Origin of the sequence: Hymenobacter negativus (genome assembly GCF_016056375.1) — a bacterium.
Classification (GTDB): Bacteria; Bacteroidota; Bacteroidia; order Cytophagales; family Hymenobacteraceae; genus Hymenobacter; species Hymenobacter negativus_A.
Map to the genome: position 1 here is coordinate 177601 of NZ_JAEDAE010000003.1, position 21186 is coordinate 198786.

Annotated in this window: 20 protein-coding genes; 12 read left to right on the forward strand and 8 right to left on the reverse strand. The window is 65.4% G+C overall.

The window, feature by feature from the left end; all coding sequences use genetic code 11:
• The first annotated feature begins 13 nt into the window (after nucleotides 1–13).
• The 7 genes from I7X13_RS08710 to I7X13_RS08740 all read left to right on the forward strand — a co-directional run bounded on the left by I7X13_RS08710 (nucleotide 14) and on the right by I7X13_RS08740 (nucleotide 5965).
• A complete protein-coding gene (locus I7X13_RS08710; RefSeq protein ID WP_198075186.1) occupies nucleotides 14–1246 on the forward strand; it encodes an ABC transporter substrate-binding protein in 1233 nt (410 codons plus the stop codon).
• Nucleotides 1212–2078, forward strand: a complete 867-nt coding sequence (locus I7X13_RS08715) for an ABC transporter permease subunit (protein WP_198075187.1) — start codon at nucleotides 1212–1214, stop codon at nucleotides 2076–2078. The genes I7X13_RS08710 and I7X13_RS08715 overlap by 35 nt, the downstream gene beginning before the upstream one ends.
• Nucleotides 2079–2167: 89 nt before the next feature.
• On the forward strand, nucleotides 2168–2929 hold the full coding sequence (locus I7X13_RS08720) for an ABC transporter permease (RefSeq protein ID WP_198075188.1): 762 nt from the start codon (nucleotides 2168–2170) through the stop codon (nucleotides 2927–2929).
• Between the two features lie 27 nt (nucleotides 2930–2956).
• Nucleotides 2957–3577 (forward strand): hypothetical protein, encoded by a 621-nt coding sequence (locus I7X13_RS08725; RefSeq protein WP_198075189.1) that lies wholly within the window; start codon nucleotides 2957–2959, stop codon nucleotides 3575–3577.
• The gene (locus I7X13_RS08730) at nucleotides 3570–4223 is read left to right on the forward strand and encodes a hypothetical protein (protein ID WP_198075190.1); all 654 of its coding nucleotides are present in this window, start codon (nucleotides 3570–3572) and stop codon (nucleotides 4221–4223) included. Before I7X13_RS08725 ends, I7X13_RS08730 begins: the two co-directional genes overlap by 8 nt.
• A complete protein-coding gene (locus tag I7X13_RS08735) occupies nucleotides 4220–4966 on the forward strand; it encodes an ABC transporter ATP-binding protein (protein ID WP_233454723.1) in 747 nt (248 codons plus the stop codon). Before I7X13_RS08730 ends, I7X13_RS08735 begins: the two co-directional genes overlap by 4 nt.
• A gap of 54 nt (nucleotides 4967–5020) precedes the next feature.
• Nucleotides 5021–5965 carry a radical SAM protein gene (locus tag I7X13_RS08740; RefSeq protein ID WP_198075191.1) on the forward strand — a complete coding sequence of 315 codons (945 nt, stop codon included), beginning with the start codon at nucleotides 5021–5023 and terminating at the stop codon, nucleotides 5963–5965.
• Nucleotides 5966–6001: 36 nt separating this feature from the next.
• On the opposite strand, the gene I7X13_RS08745 is transcribed toward I7X13_RS08740, so the two are convergent.
• Nucleotides 6002–7864: a pyruvate kinase gene (locus tag I7X13_RS08745; RefSeq protein WP_198075192.1), complete on the reverse strand. Its 1863-nt coding sequence runs from the start codon at nucleotides 7862–7864 to the stop codon at nucleotides 6002–6004.
• Between the two features lie 234 nt (nucleotides 7865–8098).
• Between I7X13_RS08745 and I7X13_RS08750 the strand changes: the two genes are divergently transcribed.
• The 4 genes from I7X13_RS08750 (at nucleotide 8099) to I7X13_RS08765 (ending at nucleotide 12694) form a co-directional block, all read left to right on the forward strand.
• Nucleotides 8099–9616 carry an amidohydrolase family protein gene (locus I7X13_RS08750; protein WP_198075193.1) on the forward strand — a complete coding sequence of 506 codons (1518 nt, stop codon included), beginning with the start codon at nucleotides 8099–8101 and terminating at the stop codon, nucleotides 9614–9616.
• A gap of 93 nt (nucleotides 9617–9709) precedes the next feature.
• The gene (locus tag I7X13_RS08755; RefSeq protein WP_198075194.1) at nucleotides 9710–10729 is read left to right on the forward strand and encodes a 2-hydroxyacid dehydrogenase; all 1020 of its coding nucleotides are present in this window, start codon (nucleotides 9710–9712) and stop codon (nucleotides 10727–10729) included.
• Between the two features lie 175 nt (nucleotides 10730–10904).
• Entirely contained in the window at nucleotides 10905–11792 is an 888-nt protein-coding gene (locus tag I7X13_RS08760) for a universal stress protein (RefSeq protein ID WP_198075195.1), read from the forward strand.
• 14 nt (nucleotides 11793–11806) lie between these two features.
• Entirely contained in the window at nucleotides 11807–12694 is an 888-nt protein-coding gene (locus I7X13_RS08765) for a universal stress protein (protein WP_198075196.1), read from the forward strand.
• 46 nt (nucleotides 12695–12740) lie between these two features.
• Here I7X13_RS08765 and I7X13_RS08770 read toward each other — a convergent pair whose 3' ends face one another.
• From I7X13_RS08770 to I7X13_RS08785, 4 genes are all read right to left on the reverse strand, one after another.
• Nucleotides 12741–13697, reverse strand: a complete 957-nt coding sequence (locus I7X13_RS08770) for a 1-phosphofructokinase family hexose kinase (protein WP_198075197.1) — start codon at nucleotides 13695–13697, stop codon at nucleotides 12741–12743.
• 53 nt (nucleotides 13698–13750) lie between these two features.
• The gene (locus I7X13_RS08775) at nucleotides 13751–14689 is read right to left on the reverse strand and encodes a coproporphyrinogen III oxidase (protein ID WP_198075198.1); all 939 of its coding nucleotides are present in this window, start codon (nucleotides 14687–14689) and stop codon (nucleotides 13751–13753) included.
• A gap of 179 nt (nucleotides 14690–14868) precedes the next feature.
• A complete protein-coding gene (locus I7X13_RS08780; protein WP_198075199.1) occupies nucleotides 14869–15921 on the reverse strand; it encodes a response regulator in 1053 nt (350 codons plus the stop codon).
• Nucleotides 15899–17509 carry a sensor histidine kinase gene (locus I7X13_RS08785; protein ID WP_198075200.1) on the reverse strand — a complete coding sequence of 537 codons (1611 nt, stop codon included), beginning with the start codon at nucleotides 17507–17509 and terminating at the stop codon, nucleotides 15899–15901. The genes I7X13_RS08780 and I7X13_RS08785 overlap by 23 nt, the downstream gene beginning before the upstream one ends.
• A 677-nt stretch (nucleotides 17510–18186) precedes the next feature.
• Between I7X13_RS08785 and I7X13_RS08790 the strand changes: the two genes are divergently transcribed.
• On the forward strand, nucleotides 18187–19041 hold the full coding sequence (locus I7X13_RS08790) for a universal stress protein (RefSeq protein ID WP_198075201.1): 855 nt from the start codon (nucleotides 18187–18189) through the stop codon (nucleotides 19039–19041).
• Nucleotides 19042–19116: 75 nt separating this feature from the next.
• On the opposite strand, the gene I7X13_RS08795 is transcribed toward I7X13_RS08790, so the two are convergent.
• From I7X13_RS08795 to I7X13_RS08805, 3 genes are all read right to left on the reverse strand, one after another.
• Complete coding sequence (locus I7X13_RS08795) at nucleotides 19117–19890, reverse strand: MlaE family ABC transporter permease (RefSeq protein WP_317191552.1); 774 nt, start codon at nucleotides 19888–19890, stop codon at nucleotides 19117–19119.
• Between the two features lie 83 nt (nucleotides 19891–19973).
• On the reverse strand, nucleotides 19974–20234 hold the full coding sequence (locus I7X13_RS08800) for a hypothetical protein (RefSeq protein WP_198075202.1): 261 nt from the start codon (nucleotides 20232–20234) through the stop codon (nucleotides 19974–19976).
• A gap of 60 nt (nucleotides 20235–20294) precedes the next feature.
• Nucleotides 20295–21143, reverse strand: coding sequence for a universal stress protein (locus tag I7X13_RS08805; protein ID WP_198075203.1), 849 nt, complete (start codon nucleotides 21141–21143; stop codon nucleotides 20295–20297).
• Between the last annotated feature and the right edge of the window lie 43 nt (nucleotides 21144–21186).

The window sequence follows — 21186 nt, forward strand, 5'->3', positions numbered from 1 at the left end:
TTCGTTTTCGATAATGAAAAAAACACTCCTTCCATTCCTCACCGCGCTTGCCCTGCTCACTGCCTGCGGCTCCGACAAGCTCCGCGAGCCCCAACAGGTACTCGCCCAAACCTGGCCGCAAATCGAAGCCACCGGCAAAAGCCATACTGTGAGCCTGATGATGTGGCAGGGCGACCCGCTCATCAACCAATACATGAGCACCTACGTGAAGCCCGAGGTGAAGCGCCGCTTTGGTATCGACCTGCAAATTGCGGCCGGCCAGGGCGCGGGCCTGGTCCAGACTTTGGCCGCCGAGCAGCAGGCCAACCAGCCCAGCGAGGCCGACATGGTCTGGATTAACGGCGAGACATTTTACCAGCTGCGGCAGGTAGATGCGTTGCTCGGTCCGTTCGTGGCGAAGCTGCCCAACGCTCCTCTGCTCGACTTGCAAAACCCTTTCATCAATACCGATTTTCAGCAGCCGGTGGCGGGCATGGAGTGCCCCTGGGGCAACGTGCAGTTCACGTTTATCTATGATTCGGCCCGTGTGGCGCAGCCGCCCCGCTCGTTTGCCGAGCTGCCTGCTTTCGTGAAAGCGCACCCCGGCCAGTTCACTATCCCGAACGAGTTTACGGGCATGACCTTGCTGAAATCGTGGATGATGGCCTTGTCGGGCGACCCGAAGCTGTTTCAAGGGAAGTTCGATGAGGCCGTGTATAAGAAGTGGTCGGGCGCGCTGTGGCGGCAGATAAACGAGAGCAAGCCTTACTTCTGGAAGCAAGGCCAGACCTTCCCCGAGCAGCTGGCCCCGCTGCACCAGCTTTTTGCCAACGGCGAGGTTGCCTTTACCTTCTCCAACAACGACGCGGAGGTCGACAACAAGGTTAATCAAAAGGTATTTCCGGCCACGGCCCGCGCCTACGTGCCCGCCCCCGGCACCATCCAGAATTCGCATTATCTGGGCATTGTGCGCCACGCCCAACACCCCGAGGCGGCCATGCTGGTCATCAACTTCCTGATTTCGCCCGAGGCCCAGCTCAAAAAGATGGACCCCAACGTGTGGGGCGACCATACCGTACTCAACCTAAAGGCCCTGCCCGCTGCCCAGCGCCAGCAGTTCGAGCAGCTGCCCACCCGCCGCTACGCGCCCCGGCGCGAGGCCATCCAGGGCCTGGCCCTGCCCGAGCCCGACCCGGAATACATGACGCGCCTGTTCAAGGATTTCCGCACCTATGTCATCGAAGGCACGCCCGTTCCGGCTTCCTAGCCCGTTGCTGGGCCTGTATGGCCTGCTGGTGGCGGGCCTGCCGCTGGCCGGGCTGGCGTATGCGTTGCTGGGCAGCGTGGGGCTGGCCGGGCCGCTGGCCGCTGGCTTCACCGGGCGCTACTGGCAGGCGCTGGGGGCCGATAGTGGGCTGCCCTACGCCGCGCTTTTCAGCGGCTGGGTGGCGCTGGCTTCGTTGGGTATTTCGACCGGGCTGGCGCTGCTGCTGGTGCTGCGGGCGCAGCCCACGCTGCGGCGCTGGCCACTGCCGGGCCTGCTCTACGTGCCGCTGCTGCTGCCCGCGCTGGTGGTGGGCTTCTACCTATTCCAATTCCTAAGCCGGGCGGGGTGGCTCGCGCGCATCAGCTTTCGGCTGGGGCTTATTTCGCGCCTCGAAGCCTTCCCTGAGCTGGTGCAGGACGGAGCCGGTATTGGCATTATCCTGGCGCACGTGCTGCTCACGTTTCCGTTTTTGACCTTGCTTTTCCTGGCCATTTACCGGGAAAGCCGGCTCGATGACTACCGCCAGCTCACCCTCACTTTGGGGGCCAACGCGGGGCAGTTTCGGCGGCGGGTGGCGGTACCGGTGCTGCTGCGCCGGGCGGCACCCACGCTGCTGCTTAGCTTCATTGCCACGCTGGGAGCCTACGACATTCCGTTGCTGCTGGGCCGCCCGTATCCGCAGATGCTGAGTGTGTACATCGCCACCCGCCTCCAGCGCTTCGACCTACGCGAGCTGCCCGCCGCCTACCTGGCGGGCTTTCTGGTGGCAGTGGGTCTGCTGGGCTTGATTAGCGTGCTGCTGCGCCTCACGCGCCGGGTGCGCGTGGAGTAGAGACGCATATTTGCGTCTCGTCGTTAGCTCTTATCTCCCTTAACACGTCACTGTTCAACGATGAGACGCAAATATGCGTCTCTACACCAATGCGTTCCAGACTCCTTGCTTTCCTGTTAATCCTGCTCTTTGGGTTGCCTTTTGGCTTGCTTGGGCTGCTGGCGGTGGGCGAGGGGTGGCGCTTTCCGGCCGCGCTGCCGCCTGTGTATTCGCTCAACGTCTTCCGCAGCCTCCTGGCGGCCGATAATGACCTGCTGGCGGGCCTGGGGCGTAGCTTGCTGCTGGCCGGCACGGTGGCAGTAGCGGCCACGGCGGGCGGTTTTGTGCTGGCCCGCGCCATTGCGCGCAGCCGCCGGGCGGCCCGTTTGGAAGCGGCCAGCTACCTGCCGTATGCGCTGCCACCGGTGCTGCTGGCGGTGCTCATTCAGCCGTTTATTATCCGGCTGCACTTGTCGGGGTCGGTGGGCGGTGTGCTGCTGGGGCTGCTGCTGGTGGCGCTGCCCTTTGCCACGCTGCTGCTGGGCAGCTTCTGGTCGGGGCAAACCACCGAGTATGAGCACCTGGCCCGTACGCTGGGCTGCACGCCCCGGCAGGCGCTGCGGCAGGTGCTGCTGCCGCTGGCGTGGCCGCGGCTGCGCACGGCGCTGGTGCAGACGTTCCTGCTGAGCTGGTTCGATTTTGGCCTGACCAATGTGCTTAGCGTGGGCAAGGTGCGTACCCTCACGGTGCAGGTGTTTACCTACGTGGGCGAGGCCAATGCGCCGCTGGCCGCCGTGGCGTCGTTGCTGCTGGTGCTGCCGCCGGCTGTGCTTTTGCTGGTCAATAAATCTGCCCTACTGCGTAAGCCGTAGTTGTTCCTGCTAACCCCCGCCGCCCGTATGCTGCACGCCCTGCTTATATCCAACGGCCTCGCCGGCCTGGAGAAATATTACGTCTCGAATGAGCTGGTGCACTACACCACCTGCCTCATCACCAAAGACTTCAATCCCGACTTGGCACCGTACGACCTGCTGGTAATACCCAACGGCTCCGACCACGTGGCGATGCTGAAAATCAAGGACCAAGTGCGGGCATTTCTGGATGCGGGCAAGGCCCTGGTATGCTGCGACGGATTTTTTACGGCCTGGGTGCCCGGCAACCAGTGGGTGATGGATAACTCGCGCCGGACGCAGGATGTGCGCTACTTCCCGGGCCCCGACCGCCACGGCCTGCTGCGCAACCTCGACCTAGCCGAGCTGAACTTCTCGCACGGCATGAGCGGTTGGTGGGCCTGCGGCTACATCCAGGCCGCGCCGGGAGCCGAGGTACTATTGGCCGATACCTGGCAGCGTCCCGTAGTGGTGCTGGATGAGGTGAGTACCAACGGCCGGATGCTGCTGACTGCCAGCGGCCCACTGGCCGACGTAACATATGCCGGCCGCTCCGATAGTGCCCTCGTGACGATGTACCGTAATTTTTTGAACTTGATTTCTACCTTTTCCGACCCCGCGCATGGCTAAGATTGGCTTGATTTTCAACGGCGTGTGGTCGCACTACGCCTTGGCTACAGCTCCGAAATACCGCGACCTGTACCAACTGCTCTACGTGCACGACCTTGATGCCGCCGCGGTGCGTGACCTGGATGCCCTGGCCATTCCTTTCCAGTCGAACCAAGCGGTGCTGACCGAGAAAAAGGCCCTTATCTACGATTTCCTGCGCGCCGGCAAGAAGGTTTTTCTGGAAGGCGACTCGTCTACTGCTTGGCTGGATGCGCAGTGGGAAGACCGGCCGGTGAACAACTACTGGTGGGTGACGGACCCCACCAAGCCGCCCGTGTCGGACACGAACTACGACCACCCCGTGTACCAGGGCCTCACCCCGCGCCAGGCCTGCTGGCACACCCACGGCGTGTATACCCGCGTGCCGGCGTCGGCTGAAATCATCCAGACCAACGCCGAGGGCGACATCATCACCTGGCAAACCCACGAGCACGGCGGCACTCTGCTGGCCACCACTCTCGACCCAATTGTGGAGCACGGCGTGCAGCAAATCACCCACCTCGACAATTACATGGACCGCCTTACCGAATGGCTGTGCGGCGTGCGGCCCGAACCCACCCGCCTGACTATCGACGCCGCCGCGTACGGCCCGGGGGCCCTCGTATGAGCGAGCTGCTGACCGTCGCCCATCTATCCAAGCAGTTCGCGGCCCAACCGGTGCTGCGCGACATCTCTTTTGCCTTGAATCAGGGCGAGGTGCTGGCGGTGCTGGGCCGCTCGGGCTGCGGCAAAACCACACTCCTGAAAATCCTCGCCGGGCTGGAAGCGGCCGATGCCGGCACCCTGCATTTGCAAGGACAGGACCTGCATCCCGTGCCGCCCAATGCCCGCCAGATGGTGTACCTCTACCAGGAGCCGCTGCTGTTTCCGCACCTCACCGTGTTTGAGAATGTGGCTTTTGGCTTGCGCATTCGCAAGGTAGCGAAAGCCGAAATCGACCAGCAGGTCAGCGAAATGCTCGATGAGCTGGACCTGCGCCAGCACGCCCAAAAAGCGCCAAATCAGCTCTCGGGCGGGCAGCGGCAGCGGGTGTCGTTTGGCCGGGCGCTCATCATCCGGCCGCGCCTGCTGCTGCTCGATGAGCCCTTCGGCAACCTCGACGCCCAAACCCGCGCCGACATGCAGCAGCTCTTTCTGCGCGTGAGCCGGCAGCACCAGATTACCTCCCTTTTTGTTACCCACGACAGCCGCGAGGCCCTCACCGTGGGCACCCGCTTCGGCTACCTCGACCAGGGCGCGCTCACCAGCTTCGCCTCGGTGGCCGAGTTCGTGCAGGACGCGCGCACGGCCATTGGCAGCGAGTTGGCCTTTTGGGAGAGCATTCAACAAACCTCCCGCTCGTCAGGCTGAGTGCATTCGAAGCATAGCCTGACGCCCATTTCAGCTGCGAAATATTCCCACTGCATGAAAACCGATTTCAACCACTGCGAGTCCGTGTACTGGGTGTTCACCCAGCTTTGCAACGACAAGTGCGACCATTGCTACAACAGCTCCGGCCCGCAGGGCACGCGCATCAGCGCGCAGGACTGCCTGCGCATTGTGCGCAACCTGCCCGACCAAGTAGACCGCCTCATCCTCTCCGGCGGCGAGCCCATTGCCGACCGCGCCAAGCTCTACCTGATTCTGGACGCCGTGCAGGAAAAATATCAGGGCCGCACGCAGGTCATGCTCCAAACCAACGGTGACCTGCTGACCCCGGAAATCCTCGATTTGCTGATTGCCAAAGGCGTCACGCGCTTCGACATCGCCAGCATCGACCGCTACCATAAAATGGCCGGCTCCCGCCTGATGACCCTGGCCGACCTCTTCGAAAGCCGGGGCGTGAACGGCGACGACCACGACCCACTCATCGACAAGGAGCACCTCCTTGTGGAAGGCCACCGTCTGAGCTGGGGCTACTGGGGCGCCACCGAGGACATGTGGCTGGGCGGCAACTGGGCCCGGGGCCGCGCCCTCGAAAAAAACATCTGGTTGCGCGACCCCACCCATAATTTCTGCGCCATTCTTTCCGGGGCCAAGGGCTTTCTGGGCGGCACCGACTTACCGCAGGAAATCAGCATTCAACTCTGGAAAATTAACCCCTGCTGCCCCGGCACCAAATTTCCTCTCGGCGATGCCCGCCAGGAAAAAGTGGCCGACGTGCTGCTGCGCGCCTCCCAATCCGAAATCATGCAGCGCCTCAACCAGGGCGAACCGTGGAAAATGGGCGAATCTGTTGGGGTGAGCGAGGCCCACGCCCTGGCCCGTGGCGAAGAGCTGCAGAACGTGTGCCGTTGGTGCGATGAGTTCTTCGAGCAGCACCAAAGCGTGCTGCCCATCGTGGGAGCAGAGAACCCGGAGCCGGCCTAAACCATCGGCCCGCTGCATGAGCTGATAAGCTGGGTTTCAGGCTGCCGGCCACGTTTGGGCCACGCGCAAGCCGCGCAGCATGGCGCTTTTCTTGCGCTGGTGGGCCTGCATGCGCCGCAGAATGCCGCTGAGAATGTGCACGGCTTCCACCACGCGTGGGCCTTTGTTGAGCATCACGCATTCGGCCCGGTCGCCCATGGCAGCGTCGGTGATTTCGGCGCGGGAGGGCATGCCGCCCCGGGCCAGGCTCTCCAGCACCTGCGTAGCCCAGATGACGGGCACGTGGGCGGCCTCGCACAGCCACAGAATTTCTTCCTGCACCTCGGCCAAACGCTCGAAGCCGCATTCCACGGCCAGGTCGCCTCGGGCAATCATCACCGCACAGCTGCTGGCCTGCATGGCGCTGAGCAGCAAGGCCGGGAGCTGCTCGAAGCCCCGCCGCGTTTCAATTTTGAGGATAATGGGCAGCTCCCGGTCCGTGAGGCGGCTGATTTCCTGCCGCAGCTGCTCCACATCGGCCGCCGAGCTGACGAAGGAGAGGGCCACTAGGTCGGCGTGCTGAGCTACGAAGGCGAGGTCGCGGCGGTCTTTCGCCGTCAGGGCCGCGAGGGGCAGCTGGCTCTCGGGTAGGTTGATGCTCTTGTCGTTGCGCAGCTTTTCGCCCTGCGGGCGGGCCTGGGTGATGCGTACCCGCACGGCTTCGGGCGCGACTTGCTCGATGACCCCGCCAATCTTGCCATCATCGAACCAGATTGGCTCGCCGACCCGCACGTAGTCGAACGCCTCGGGCCACGCGCAGCCAATGGCCGCCGTGGCTTCGTCACCGGCCGCCGCTGGTGCGCTGCCCGCCGCCCGGCGGAGCACCAGCAGGCCGTCGCCGGGCCGCAGCAGAATAAACGGCTCCAGCTGAGCCAGGTGCTGAAGCGTAGCCGTGCCGCCCGCCGCCCGAAACTGCGTGAGCGGCGTGAGGTAGGCCGTTTTGCCAAGCTCGGCCCAGCAGCCTTGCGGGCTGCAGCTGCTAATGTGCAGCTTGCGCCGCCGGCCCCGCGCATCGACAAACGCAATGGCCTCGCCGGCCCGCAGGCCCGACAGCCAGGCGGCAGGAAAGGCCAGATTGGCGGCCGCCGCCGTGGCCGCCGTGGGCTGCTCGGCGGCACACAGCCACACCCGTGCGGGGGCCAGCTTCCGCCCAAAGGCATCGCGGGCTGGCCCTATTTGCAGCACGGCGGGGCCGGGCGTCAGGCCCTGGGTGCGCAGCTTGGGGCCGGCCAGGTCCATGCTCACTTTGCAGGGCTTGCCCAAGGCCTGCTCGGCGCGGCGCAGGTGCCCAATCATTTGCTGCCAGGCCGCCACGTCGTCGTGAGCGCAGTTGATGCGTAGGCAGTCCATGCCCTGCCGCAACAGCTCTTCTACCAACGCATAATTGGTGGCGGCCTCGCTGGGCATGGTCACCATGATGCGGACGTTGCGCCCGGCCGGCACCGGCCCCAGGCAGGCGGTGCTGTGCTCGGCCAGCAGGCGCGGGCCACTGCTGAAGGTTGGGAAGGTTTCGGCCGACTGGTCCAGGCCGTTTGCGGTGGGCTGGGCCAGGGTGTGCAGCACCGCCCGCACGGCCTCCACATTGGCCAGGGCGTGGGCCTCGGCCCGGCCCAGCGATGACAGGCCGAGTTCGGCGAGGCGGTATTGCAGGGGGCGCAGGTCGCGCTGGCGCAGGGCCAGGTAGTGCAGCAAGTTGCGGGCTCCTAATTGAAAATTTGGGTGAATAGGCGTCAGGTAGCCAGCGCATTGCGCGGCAAAGTCGGTCATCTCGTCGCGCACGGTGCTGAGCTCAGCCAGCAGCCCGGCAAGGTCGGGGCTGCGCCGGGAGGCAACCGAAACGGGCAGGTCGAGCTCAGCCATAACATCGGCAGGGAAAATACACGAATGCGAAGGGGCCCTGCTGCCAGCGGGGTTGCGCGCGTACCGGGCAATAGTTTGGAATTCAGCCGGAAAAAGGTGAAATCCGCCTGCAAAGAACTGGGCCGCCGGGCTCCAATGCCCTGCGCATTATTAGCCGAGGCCTTGATTTTTGTCATGAATTCGGGCGCCTGAGTTGATGAATATTGCAACTCAAAGCATCTCTATTTCAAGGCGATGAATATCAACCTGCGATTTCTGTGGTTGCTGCTGGGGCTGAGCTGCTCCGGGCACCTGGCCACCGGGCAGCGACCGGCGGTCGTCGTTATTCCGCCAGTCATCGCGCCTCTGCCGGTGGATGAGCTGGTGATTGCCAACGTGAACGTGGTGAACGTTGACTTGGGCGAAATCGAGCCGCACCGCAACGTGGTGCTGCGCGATGGCTTCATTGTATCGGTGGGCCAATGGGTGCCCGCCGGCCGGGGCGTGCCCACCCTCGATGGCACCGGAAAGTACCTGGTGCCCGGCCTCTGGGACTTCCACACCCACGCCCTGGCTTCGGCCGCCGAGGAGCAGCTGGCCCTGCCGCTGTACGTGGCCCACGGCATCACCAGCATTCGCGACGTGAGCGCGGCCCGGCCCCTTGCCGACCTGCTGCGCACCTACCAGGCCCTGGAAACCGGCGAGCGGGTGGGGCCACGCATCGAGCTGGCCGGCCCCGTCCTCGACGGCTCGGCCGATGCCAGCACCAGCCTGACCCTCACGGCCTCCCGCGCCGAGGGCTACGCCCGGGCCGAAGCCCTGATGCGAACGGGTTGGTGCAGCCTGCAAGTCGGCCCATATCTGTCGCCCGAGGCCTTTGCGGGAATAGCTGCCGCTGCCCGCCTGGGGCGGGTGCACCTGGCCGGCGCAGTGCCCGAGGCCGTGCCGGTGCTCGATGCCATCGCGGCCGGCCAGCGCAGCATCGAGCACGCCGACAAGCTGCTGATGGGCTGCTCCGGCCATGAGGCCGAACTGGTGGCGGCGCGGGCCACGGCCCTGGCCGGCCCCCGGCCCCTACCCACGCTGCAGGCCGGCATCAAAGCCCAGCAAAAGGACATCGTGGCCAGCTTCAGCCCCAGCCGCTGCGCGGCTCTGGCCCAGGCCCTGATGGAGAGCCGCACCGCCGTGATGACCGGGCTGGTGGCGCACGACTTCGACCTGCGGCACGACCCCGCCCCGGAAGACCCGCGCTTGCGTTCGGTGCCGGCCAACGTGCGCCGGCAATGGGCGCAGGCCGCCCACGACCGGCCGCATCTGTCGGCCTCCAGGCTAACCAAAATCCACGCCGCCGATTCGTTGCAGCGCGGTATGGTGGCCACGTTTGGGCTGTTAGGCGTGCGCCTGGTAGCGGGCTCCGATGCCGGCTCCGGCACACCCAACCTCTTCTATGGGGGCAGCTTGCACGATGAGCTGGAGCACCTGGTGGCGCTTGGCCTCACGCCAGCCGAGGCTCTGCGCGCCGGCACCGCGAACCCCGCTATGGCCACAGGCCACGGCTTCGATTCGGGCCGTATTCAGCCCGCCTACGCGGCCGATGTGGTGCTGCTCAACGGCAATCCGCTCGACGACATCCACAACCTGCGCCTGATTGAGGCGGTGGTGCTGCGCGGCCGCTTGTTTAGCATGACCGCCCTGGCCGGGCTGGCGGCCGAAGCCGAGCAGGAAGCCGCCCGGCAGGCTGTGGCTACCCACGCCGCCACGGCCATTCGCTGATTGTTTTTCAGACCTGATTTCTCGCTGGCAGAAATTACTCACCGCCAGAAAATTGCCCTCCCTGATGGAGTGGAAGACCTTTTTAAGCCCCATATGAACGTCACTGCTTTCAGTACGCAAGGATTTGAGCGCAGCTTTTTGCAGCGCGCCAACCAAACCCGTCACCAACTCACGCTGCTCGATACGCCCCTCACCGCCGATACGGCCCACTTGGCGCAGGGGGCGCAGGCCGTGAGCATCTTCACGCGGGACGATGCCTCGGCCCCGGTGCTGGGCCAGCTTTGGGACCTGGGCGTGCGCTACCTGGCGGTGCGCGCCACCGGCACCGACAACGTGGACCTAGCCGCCGCCCGCCAGTTGGGCCTGCGCGTGGCCAACGTGCCTGAATACTCGCCCTACGCCATTGCCGAGCACGCCGTGGCCCTCATGCTGGCCCTGTGCCGCCACCTGCGGCAGGCCGACCAGCAGCTGCGGGCCAACGACTTCTGCCTCGACCACCTCATCGGCTTCGACCTGCACGGCAAAACGGTGGGCATTCTGGGCGTGGGGCGTATTGGCGGGGTGGTGGCGCGCATTCTGCACGGCTTTGGGTGCCGGTTGTTGGGGGTGGATGTGCAGCCCAACCCCGACCTGACCTCGCAGTACGGCCTGCGCTACGTGCCGCTGGCCGAACTCTGCGCCCAGGCCGACATCATCTCGGTGCACACCCCGCTCAACGCTGAAACCCAGCACCTGATTGACGACGAGCTGCTGCACCAGATGAAGCGCGGCGTGATGCTCATCAACACCGGCCGGGGCGGCGTGCTCGATACCGAAGCCGCCCTGCGCGCCCTCAAAAGCGGGCAGTTGGGGTTTCTCGGGCTCGATGTGTACGAGAAGGAAAAGCCGCTCTTTTTCGTTGACCACCGCCAGGACCTGCTGCTCGACGACACGTTTGCCCGCCTGCTCACCTTCCCCAACGTGCTGCTCACCGGCCACCAGGCCTATCTCACCCGCGAGGCCCTCACCAACATTGCCGATGCCACCCTGGCCAGCCTCTCGGCCTGGGCCCTGGGGCAGCCCGCCGCGCACGAGCTGGCCGCACCGGTAGCCCGGAAGCAGCCCGTCGCCTGAGTGCGGCGCGGCCTGTCCATGACGAAAGTCATTGGCGGAACTAATCGGCGTCAGGGCTTTGCCTGTGGGGAAAAGCGAATTTTACCGTGCGCTAATTCTTTTCTGGGGCCCGGATTCCGGCCACGGTCATAGCCACGCGGCCAGTCGCAACCTCACTTCTAGCTACTTATCTGCCATGGTTCCCAACATCGTTGTGCTGACTGATTTCTCGCTCGCTGCCGAGCGGGCCCGAGCCTATGCCGCGGTGCTGGCCGCCCCGCTGGATGCCGAGCTCCACCTCGTGCACGTATTTCTGCCGGTGCCCGTCGTCACGGAATACGGCCTGGTGCTGCCGGCCAGGGACGAGGACTACGTGCCCGAAACCTGCCGCTGCCTCCGCCACGTGGCCGAAACCATGCCCGTGCCCACCACCGCCGAGGTGCTGGAAGCCGACTGGCTGGGGGCCATTGCGCAGGCCCGCGAGAAATACCAGCCCATGCTCATCGTGGCCGGGCTCACGGCCACCAATGGCTTTCTTGATGAGTGGTTTAGCAACCGCGCCGCGCCGCTGCCGCGCCAAACCGGCTGCCCTTTGCTGCTCGTGCCCGAGCACCTGCCCGATACCGCCCTGCACCAGCCCCGCCGCCTGGCCCTGGCCGTAGAAGACCGACCTTTCCGGCTGGTCCCGGCCGCCCGGGTCGTCGCGCCCCTGCTCGAAGGACTGGACCTGGACGTGGTGGCCGTCACCGTGCTGTCGGAGGCCGACAGCTTGGGCGGCTGGCATGGCCTGCGGGCCGCGCAGCACAGCGACCTCACCGACGGCATGGCCAGCTGCGGCCTGCACAAAGTAGTGGGCGAGGAGCCCGCCGGCCCGGGCATTCTGGAAGCCGTGCACGAACTGGAGGCCGACCTGGTGGCCCTGCTTGACCGGGGCCACGGCTTGGCGCACAAGGCTTTCATTGGCAGTGTTATCGACTACGTGCTGCGGCGCACGCCGGTGCCCGTGCTGCTGCTCTCGGCCCATATTCCGGCTTTGGTTTCTGACTCGGTCGAGAAGCGGGCTTTCATCCCCGTCGCTCACTAAAACCCGCTTTCGCCATGCTCCTCACGCTCATCGTGCTGTCTGGTTTCTACGAGCCCGCCCGCCATGCCATCCACTACGCCGATAAGCTGGCACAGGCCGTGCAGGCCCAGCTAGTGCTGCTGCACGCCAACCGGGCGTCGCTGCTGGACCCCTATGAGCTGGTGGGTGCGGTGGGGGAGAAGTACCACCGCCAGGAGCTGGCCAGGCAGTCCGATACGGTGGTGGCCCTGCACCAGTTGGCGCGAAGCCTGCACGCGCCCGCCGCCGTGGAAATGGCTACCGACCTGCTCCCCGACATTGCCCGCGAGCTGGCCACCCGCTACGCCCCGGCCCTGTTTGTGCTAGGCCAGCCCGATGCCGACCACCCCGACTATGCCGGCATGACGGCCCTGTGCGCCGAGCTGCTGCGCGCCGGCCACTACCCGCTGCTGACCGTGCCCACCACTGCGCCCACCACCCAGCCGCCGCACCGCTTCCTGATTGCGGCCGACCGCGAGCCGTTTGTCCTGAGGCCGGCCGCCCAGGCGCTGCGCCCCCTGTTGGCCCAGCTTGGGACGGGAGGCGTGGTGGTGGCCCACGTGTCGGACGGGGTGGTGGACGACGATGGCTGCGCGACCGCCCTGCGGGCCGTGCGGTCCAGTGGCCTGGTCGATTTCACCCACCCCGAGCTGCGCGGCTACCTCGACAGCGACTACGCCGAGGGCGTGCTCACGGCCACGCAGGAAGTGGGGGCCGACCTGGTTATCACCTTGGCCCGCGAGCGCAGCTTCATGAGCGACCTGTTTCATCGCAGCATCACGGCCCGGCTGGTGGAGCAGTGCCCTGTGCCCGTGCTGGTACTGCCCACCGCCGCCGAGATGCCGCAGGATGCCTCCGTTGCTTCAGATGCCGCCGAGGCGTAGCGGGCAACGATGGACAAATGCGAAGGCAACGCGAAGCAGCAGCGGCTCAGGCGGTAGGGTGCGGCGCGGACATGGCTTGCAGCAGGCAGCGGTAGAGCCTTTCCACATCGGCCGGGTGAAACAGCTCGGTGCCGGGGTTCATGGTGGCGGCCGTGCCGCAGGCCACGCCCAGGCGCACGGCTTCGCGCAGGGACTGCCCGCGCACCAGCGCGTGCACCATGCCGGCCACCATGCTGTCGCCGGCGCCCACGGTGCTGCGCCTTTTCACTACCGGGGCTGCAATGTGGTCTTCGAGGTCGCAGGTGACGAGGCAGGCCCCTTGCGGGCCCATCGACACCACCACGATTTCGCAGCGGTCTGCGCTGATGAGCTGCCGGGCAGTGGCTACCACACCGGCATTGTCCAGCTCGGGCACGCCGGCCAGCTGGCTCAGCTCGCCCAGGTTGGGCTTGATGAGGTAAGCCCCGGCTTCGATAACGGCCAGCATGGCCGGCCCCGAGGTATCGACTACCACTTTACTGCCCACCTCACGGGCCTGCCGGGCCACCCGGGCCAGAAATTCGGGCGGCATGCCCGGCGGCAGGCTGCCGCTCAGCACCACGAAATCGGGTAGGGGCGTTAGCCGGTGCAGCGCCTCCAGTATTTCGCCTTGCTCAGCGGCGGTGAGAAGCGCGCCGGGCATGCCAAAGCGGTACTGCTGGTGGCTGGCGTTGTCTACTACCACAAGGTTTTCGCGCACCGCGCTTTGGGTCGGAATCACGCAGGAGGCAATGCCTTCGGCCGTGAGCAGCGCTTCCAGCAGCGCCCCGGTGTGGCCCCCGGCCGGGTACACGGCCACCGACGGCGTGCCCAGCCGGTGCAGGCCCCGCGACACGTTGATGCCGCCGCCGCCCGCTTCGGTTTTGGGGGCGGCGCAGTGCAGTTTCTGGTCGGGCACGATGCCCGCCACGGAGGTGCTCGTGTCCAGGGCCGGGTTCAGGGTGAGGGTGGCTACCAGAGACATGAGCTTAGGGTTGAGGTGGAATGAAATGAGAGGTGCGCTAACGACTGGCGGGCTCAGGCTGCGCCGGTGGGCGCTAGCCAGTCCACGCCGGGGCGCAGCCATTGCTGGGTTCGGGCTTCGGCAGAGCCCGGGGCGGGGGCGGGGCTGTGGTGCCACTCGGCCCGTGGAGGCAGGCCGAGGGCGAACTGCTGCGGGCCGTGGGCGGCTAGCTCAGAGCGGCCGGGGCAGTCCACGGTCAGGTTGAACTCGGCGCAGCGGGCGCGGCGCTGCTGCTGCCAGTGCTTTTCGGGGGCGGAGTAGGGCAGGTGGGCATTCTGGCGCATGAGGGTGCCGTAGGTGCGGCCAAACACCTCGCCCACGTCCTGCACAAAAGCCAACAACTCCTCAAACAGGCCATCGCGCTCCACCATGAGCTGCTCGAAAAACAGGCCGCCCACGCCCCGCGTTTCGCCGCGGTGGGGCAGGTAGAAGTGCGCATCGGCCCCTGCTTTGAAGCGCGGGTAGTAGCCGGTATCGTGGCGCTGGCACATGGCCCGAATCTGCTCGTGAAACCAGCGGGCCTGCACCACATCCACGTAAATCGGGGTCAGGTCCAGACTCCCGGCAAACCAGGCCTCGCCCGTGCGGGCTTCGAAGTAGCGCACATTGAGGTGTGAGATGGGCACCATGGGGCTGTGCGGATGCAGGCCTACGTTCACGTCGGCGGTGTAATAGTGCCGGTCTTTCACGCGTAGCTGGCGGGCCATTGGCTCGCTCAGCTGGTCCCACACGGCCGAAAACGACACGCCCGCTTTCTCCAGCACGGCCCCATGCTGCAGGGCCGCCGTGATGCCCCCGCCGCCGCCGGGGTGCGTCCATTCTTCGTGCGCAAACCGGCTGCCGCCATCTGCCATCTCCAGCCTATGACACAGCCAGTCCTGAAACTGCCGCATCCAATTCTCAACCCCCGGGCGCGGCGCAAAAGCCGATGACGGAATAGCCTGCTGTTTCATGGCTGCGCAATGCACTTAGTCGGTAACAGAAACTGCGATAAGCCCACCCGGCAACCCCGGCCAGGCTGCCCCAGTTGGTGGGGTAAAGCTCCTGCCTGTGCGCCAACACCGCCCTGACAGGCATCACCTTACCGGCTGATTCCTGTCAGGTTTGCTGGCTGCGGGGCCACCGCCGGCCGCTACCAGTTGGGCGAGTGCAGCTTTTCGGGCTGAAGCACGTGAATGCTTTTGGGCGTGAGCTCAATCAGGCCGTCCTGCTTAAACTCGCTCAGGGTCCGAATCAGCGATTCCGGGGTGGTACCCACCACGGCGGCTAGGTCATCGCGCGAAAACCGGATGGCGGCCGTGCCATCGCCGGCCTGCTCCTGCATGCGCAGCAGCGTGCGGGCCACGCGGCGGCGCAGCGAGTCGTAGGCCATGCCCAGCAGCTGCTGTTCCCGCTCTTCTACCTGGCCAGCCAGCAGCCGAATAAACTGCCGCCCCACATCGGGGTGCGAATGGAGCAGCAGCTCAAAATCCTTCTGCGGAATGTAGAGCACTTGGGCATCGTCGAGCACCACGGCCGAGTCGCTGTGCGGCCGGTGCTGGAGCAGCGGCAGGTAGCCAAAAAACTCGCCCGGGCCGTATACCCCCGTGATTAATTCCTTGCCGCCGGCCGTGCGGCGCACGGTTTTTACCCGCCCGCTCTCCACAAAATAGAGCCGGCTGGCCTCCTCATCTTCGGCATAGAGCACCTGCTTTTTGCGCAGCGCGTGCGGGCGGCGGTCCAGGGTGAGGCTGTGCAAGTTGCCCACGGCGCTGGCATCGTCCAGAAAGCGGCCCAGTCCCTCGGAAGCGCGCAGGTCGTAGTCGGCCTGCAGCTTGCCGAAGCGGCTCAGACGGCTGCTGATGGCGCTCAGCAGCTCGGTTTCCTCGAAGGGCTTGGTGAGGTAGTCGTCGGCTCCCAGTTCCATGCCGCGGCGCAGGTCGGCCCGCTCGGTTTTGGCGGTGAGGAAGATGAAGGGCACGCCGGCCAGGTGCGGGTTTTGGTTGAAGATGTGCAGCACGCCGTAGCCATCGAGCACGGGCATCATGATGTCGCACACCACCAAATCGGGCCGGGTGGCCAGGGCTTTTTCCACGCCCACTTTGCCGTTTTCGGCCGTGAGCACGGCGTAGCCGGCCAGCTCCAAAATCTCGGCCGTGTTTTCGCGCAGGATGTCGTTGTCCTCAATCAGCAGGATGGTTTTCATAGGGCAGGGTGATGGTGACGGTGGTGCCCACGTTCAGCTCGCTTTGCAGAGCAATGGTGCCGCCCATCAGCTCCAGGTACTTGGCCACGATGTAGAGGCCCAGGCCCGTGCCGGGCATGTTGGCCGCGTTGCGCGCCCGGTAAAACCGCTGGAACAACCGCGTCTGGTCGTCGCGGGCGATGCCCATGCCCTGGTCCTGCACCACAAGGCGGAACGAGTGCTCCTGAGCAGTGGCCTGCACGGTAACGGTGGTGTTTTCGTGCGAATACTTGAGGGCGTTGGACAGCAGGTTGACCAGCACTTTGCGCAGCAACGACGCATCTTGCCACAGCGGCGGCAGGGGCGGCAGCTGCAACACAATGCGCTGGCCGGGCTTGCGCAGGCCGTCCACTTCGGCCACGGTTTCGTGCACCAGCGGGACCAGCTCCAGTCGGGTGGGGTGGGCCTCCAGGCGGCCTTCCTCCATCTTGCCCACCGACAGAAACTCCTCCAGAATATCGGTCAGGTGCATCACCGAGGTCCGGATGCGGTCGTAATGCCGCTGGCGCTTGTCCTGCTGCTCGGGGCCGGCATATTTTTCGAGCAGCGCCACCGAGGTGAGCACGGCCGTGAGCGGCGTGCGAAACTCGTGCGAGGCCATGGCCACGAAGCGCGTCTTGAGCTCGCCCAGCTCCTGCTCCTGCGCTAGAGCCTGGGCCAGCTCGCGGGTGCGCTGTTCCAGCTGGCGCAGGGTATCGGCCAGGGCGTGGGTGCGTTCGGCTACTTTTTGCTCCAGCTCGGCATTGAGGCGGGCGATGCGTTGGTGCTGGGCGCGCAGCTCCCGCTCGGCCTCCTTTTTGAAGGTGATGTCGATGACATAGGCCACCACAAACAGCTCCTCTTCGAGCCGGAAATAGCTCAGGCTCACTTCCACAGGGAATTCCGACCCGTCGCGGCGGCGGGCCAGCAGGTCCCGGTTCTGGCCCATGGCCCGCATTTCGGGGCGGGCGTTGAAGGATTCGCGCAGCTGCTCGTGGTAGCGGGCCACGGCTTCGGGCACCAGCGCTTCGATGTGCTGATGAATCAGGGCATTGCTCTGATAGCCAAATAATTCCCGGGCCTTGTCGTTGGCCAGCACAATTTCGCCGGCCCGGTTGCACATCACAATCCCGATGGTGGCGTGGCTCACCACGGCCTCGAAGCGGTCCATGCTTTCGGCCAGCCGGTGCTCGGCCACGTGCAGGGGCGTGGTATCGGTGAGGCGCACGAGGAAATAGGTCTGCTGCTCAACCACGAGGCTGGTCAGCTCGACCCGGGCCCAAAACAGCTCGCCCGACTGCCGGCGCATTTCGGCCTCAAACTCGTGCGAGCCCTCGCGCAGCACCCGCTCCCGGAGCGCGGCCCATTCGGCCGGGGGCAGGGGCTGGGCGCGCAGCGTGCGGGTGGGCTCGTCGTAGAGGGCCTGGGCCGAGGGGTAGCCCAGCAGACGGTAGCCCGCCGAGTTGACGTGCGTGAACCAGCCCCGTTCGACATGATACAGCCCCACAAACTCCTTGCTTTGCTCAAAGAGGATGTCCGTCAGCGGATTGCGGTATAGCGTGGCCGGCATATGCAAACGCAGGCTGGGGCCTTACGTTTTTGCAATAATCATAAATATATTAACAATGCAATAAAGCTCAGCTTAATTCCCAGCGGCTTTCTGCAAAATGCCCAAGGCCGTGTCTGGGGGGTAGGCGCTCCGCGCCCGGGTGCCTTCCGGCACGGCGACCAGGCCGCGGCGGCGCATCGCGCGCATCCAGCTCTCTCAAAACTGCGAGCAGAAAGCCCAGTGCTTCCCGCCCGCAGTAGGAGTGAGTGCTCAGCGCAAAGGTAGAGGGCTGCCCAAAGAAGGGAATTGACACTAGTCACGGCCGGGCTTGATTAAAATCACGGTGCGCTGGGTAGGCGAGCGTTTGGTTCAGACGGGTGGGCTGGCCCATTGCAGCCGGGACGCGGTATTGCGGTGATGATGAGCAGCAGCCGAAAAACAGAGCCTCGCCGTGCATTTTCATAAGTAATCAGACTTACCAACGGGCTGATGCTGCGTTCCCTGGGCTGCTGTGGAGGGACAGCCCGATGCCTGATGTAAATCATGGTTTTCTGCCCGGACCCGGTGCAGCTTTACATCCTGGCTGCCAAACTATTCAGCAACGGCGTAGCCCCAGTAGCGCCCCGCCTATTGGCGCTTTTGCCCGCTTGCAAGCTGGTTTTCAACATCGCCCGGTGTGGGCCATTTCCTCTGCTACTATGCAACCGACATTTGTTGTGATGACCGATTTTTCGGCGGCAGCCGAGGCCGCCCTGGCCTACACCACTCGCCTGGCCACGCTGGTGGACGGGCAGGTGCTGCTGCTGCACGTCTTCGAAGACCACGCGATGAACTCCGTGAATTTTGCCCCCGGGCCGGCTTTCGGCCAGTCCGGGACGCTCACCCGGCATCGGGTCAGTCGGGAGGCCGTGCTGGCCGAGCTAACCCGCGAGGCTCAGCTGCTGCCTGTGCCCGCCGAGGTCGAGCTGATGGAGCCCCCCATGGGGGATGCCCTGCACCACCTGCTGGCCCACCGCTACCCGCAGCTGCTGGTGCTGGGCCGGGCCCACGCCCACGCTTGGTTTGCGCATCTGCTCACGCAGTCCCACAAAGCCGCGACCCTAGGCGCCACCCACATTCCGGTGCTGCTGGTGCCCGAAGACTGGCCCCGGCCGGAGCTTCCGCAGCACCTGGTGGTGGCCGCCGATGGCGCGCCCCTGGCCCTGACGCCCGCCACCCAGGACCTAGCCCCGTTGCTGACCCGGCTGCACCCCGCTGTCACGGTGGTACACATTGCGGCCCACGCCCACGGCCCCTCCCGCGCCGCCGAGGCGCTGGAGGCCGTGCGGGAAACCGGACTGTTTGGGCCGCTGGATGGCAACAGCCTGTATGAAGAGCGCGAAGTGGGCCCCGTGGCGGGCCTGCTGCAGGCCGCGAATGAGGTGGGCGCCGACCTGCTCGTGGTGATGCCCCGGCCCCATTTCTTCCCCGGCAACCTGTTTCATCACGATGTAACGGCCGATTTGCTGCGCCGCAGCCCGGTGCCCGTGCTGGTGCTGCCCGCCGTGGCGTAGCGCCTGGGGCCGCGGCGGTTCCGCGCTTGGCCGCGCCATTATTTCCTAATAAAAATCAATCCGCCAGTCCGCCAATTACTTATCGATGCCCAGGATGGTGCTCATTTGCACCGTCAGCAAGTCGAGCACGAAGACGACGAGCGACGCGACGACCACGGCGGAGTTGGCCGCCCGGCCCACCCCTTCGGTGCCTTCCTTGGCGTAGTAGCCTTTGTAGCAGCCCACTAGGCCAATGGCGAAGCCGAAACAAATGCATTTAACCAGCGATTCTGCCACCGCGGCCAGGGTGAGCTTGTTGATAACATCGTTGGCGAAGAGCGCCAGGGAGGTGTCGCCGTGCAGCCGCACGCCCAGGTAAGCGCCGCTCAAGCTGATGGCATCGGCCAAGATGGAGAGCACCGGCACCATGAGCGTGGTGGCCACCACCCGCGTCACCACCAAATACTTAAATGGGTTGGTGCCCGATACTTCCATGGCGTCAATCTGCTCAGTCACGCGCATAGAGCCCAGCTCGGCCCCGATGTTGGAGCTGACCTTGCCGGCCACCATCAGGCCCGTGATGATGGGGCCCATCTCGCGGATGATGGTGATGCCCACCATGGTCGGAATCCACGACTCGGCCCCGAACTGCACCATGGTGGGCCGCAGCCGCATGGTGATGACCAGGCCCATAATGAACCCCGTGACGCCCACCAGCAGCAGCGACTGATACCCCACCGCGAAGCACTGGTGCACCATCTCGGCCCACTCGAAATGCGGCCGGAACAGCTCGCGAAAAAACCGCCCGGCAAAGCGGGTCAACAAGCCGGTCTGGTTCAGCAACGAGTCTTCATTCACGGCTAACTGCACGCGGCGTGCCGGCTAGTACACAGGGGAAAGGACGCGCTGGTTTTACGGGCGTGCGCCGGGGTTGTTTGGGCTGAAGCGCTTGTTTATAAGCTCGTTTGCTCGTTGTCCAGGTCGAACACGTCGCCGCCGGCGTAGCGCGGGTCTTCGGCGGCGTAGGCCGCGTGGAGCTTGGTTTCAGAGCCACCTTCGGCAATGAGGGCGGCGGCGGCCTCGCGGGCCGGGTCGGCGGGCGTCCCGGGCTTGTCGGTTTCCTTGCCGAAAGCGGCATAGTGCGGGGTGCCGGCGTGGGCGTGGGTGGCCGGCTCGCTGGCGGCGGGATTGGTGAATTTGCGCTTCGTTTTCATGATAAAATAGAAACAGCAGTGGATAATGCCGGACTAAAGCAACTGGAAATTTTGCCGGGCCTAGTCTGCTTCCTCGGCGGGCAGCAGCAGCACGGGCTTTTGGCTGCGGCTGATGACCCGGGCCGTGACGCTGCGATGAAACAGCCGCCCCAGGAAGCTGCGCGGCCGGGCAACGAGCACCACCAAATCGGCCTGGGTATCGAAACTGGCTTGCAGAATGCCGTCGGCGGGCGACTGGTGCGTTATCTGGTACAGCTCAACCGGGGTATCGGTGGGCAGGAGCATACTGGCCCGCAGCTCGGCCCGCACCAGCTGGTTGGAGAATTCGAGCGACTCGTCTGCCTCGGCCAGGTGCGCGATGGTGAAGGTGGCCGGGCAGGCCGCCAGCAGCGGGGCTAGGTGCCGGGCGGCGATGTTGGGCGTGAAGGGGTCGCCATCGAGGGCCAGCAGCACGCGCCGGGGCAGCACGGGCGGCGGGGCGGCCTCGGGCACCAGCAGCAAGGGCAGATGCGTGGCGCGCAGCACGGGCAGTATCTGGTTGTGCAGCAGGTGGTCGAGCAGGCCGTGCTCGGCGCTCAGGCCCATCACCAGCAGCAGGGACTGGTGCTGCCGCACAGCCGTGGTCACGGCGTCGAACATGGGGCCCGGGCTTTCTTCCACTACGGCCAGGCCGGGCAGCTGCCGCGCAATCGACCACAGGCCTTCCAGCCGCTCATTGCGCTCCAGGGCGGCTTCGCGGGTTTCTATTTCGGCCAGCTCGGGCGTTAGCATCACGGGGTAAGCGTTGAGGGCAAGTAGGTTGAGCAGGACGATATTGGCGTGCAGGGGCGCGCCGAGTCTGGCGGCGTAGCGGGCCGCCCGCTCGGCGGTGGCCGACACATTGGCGAGTACCAGAATGGAGGGTGACATGGGAGAGAATCAACAAAAAAATTGGGTGAGGTTCCGGCGGATG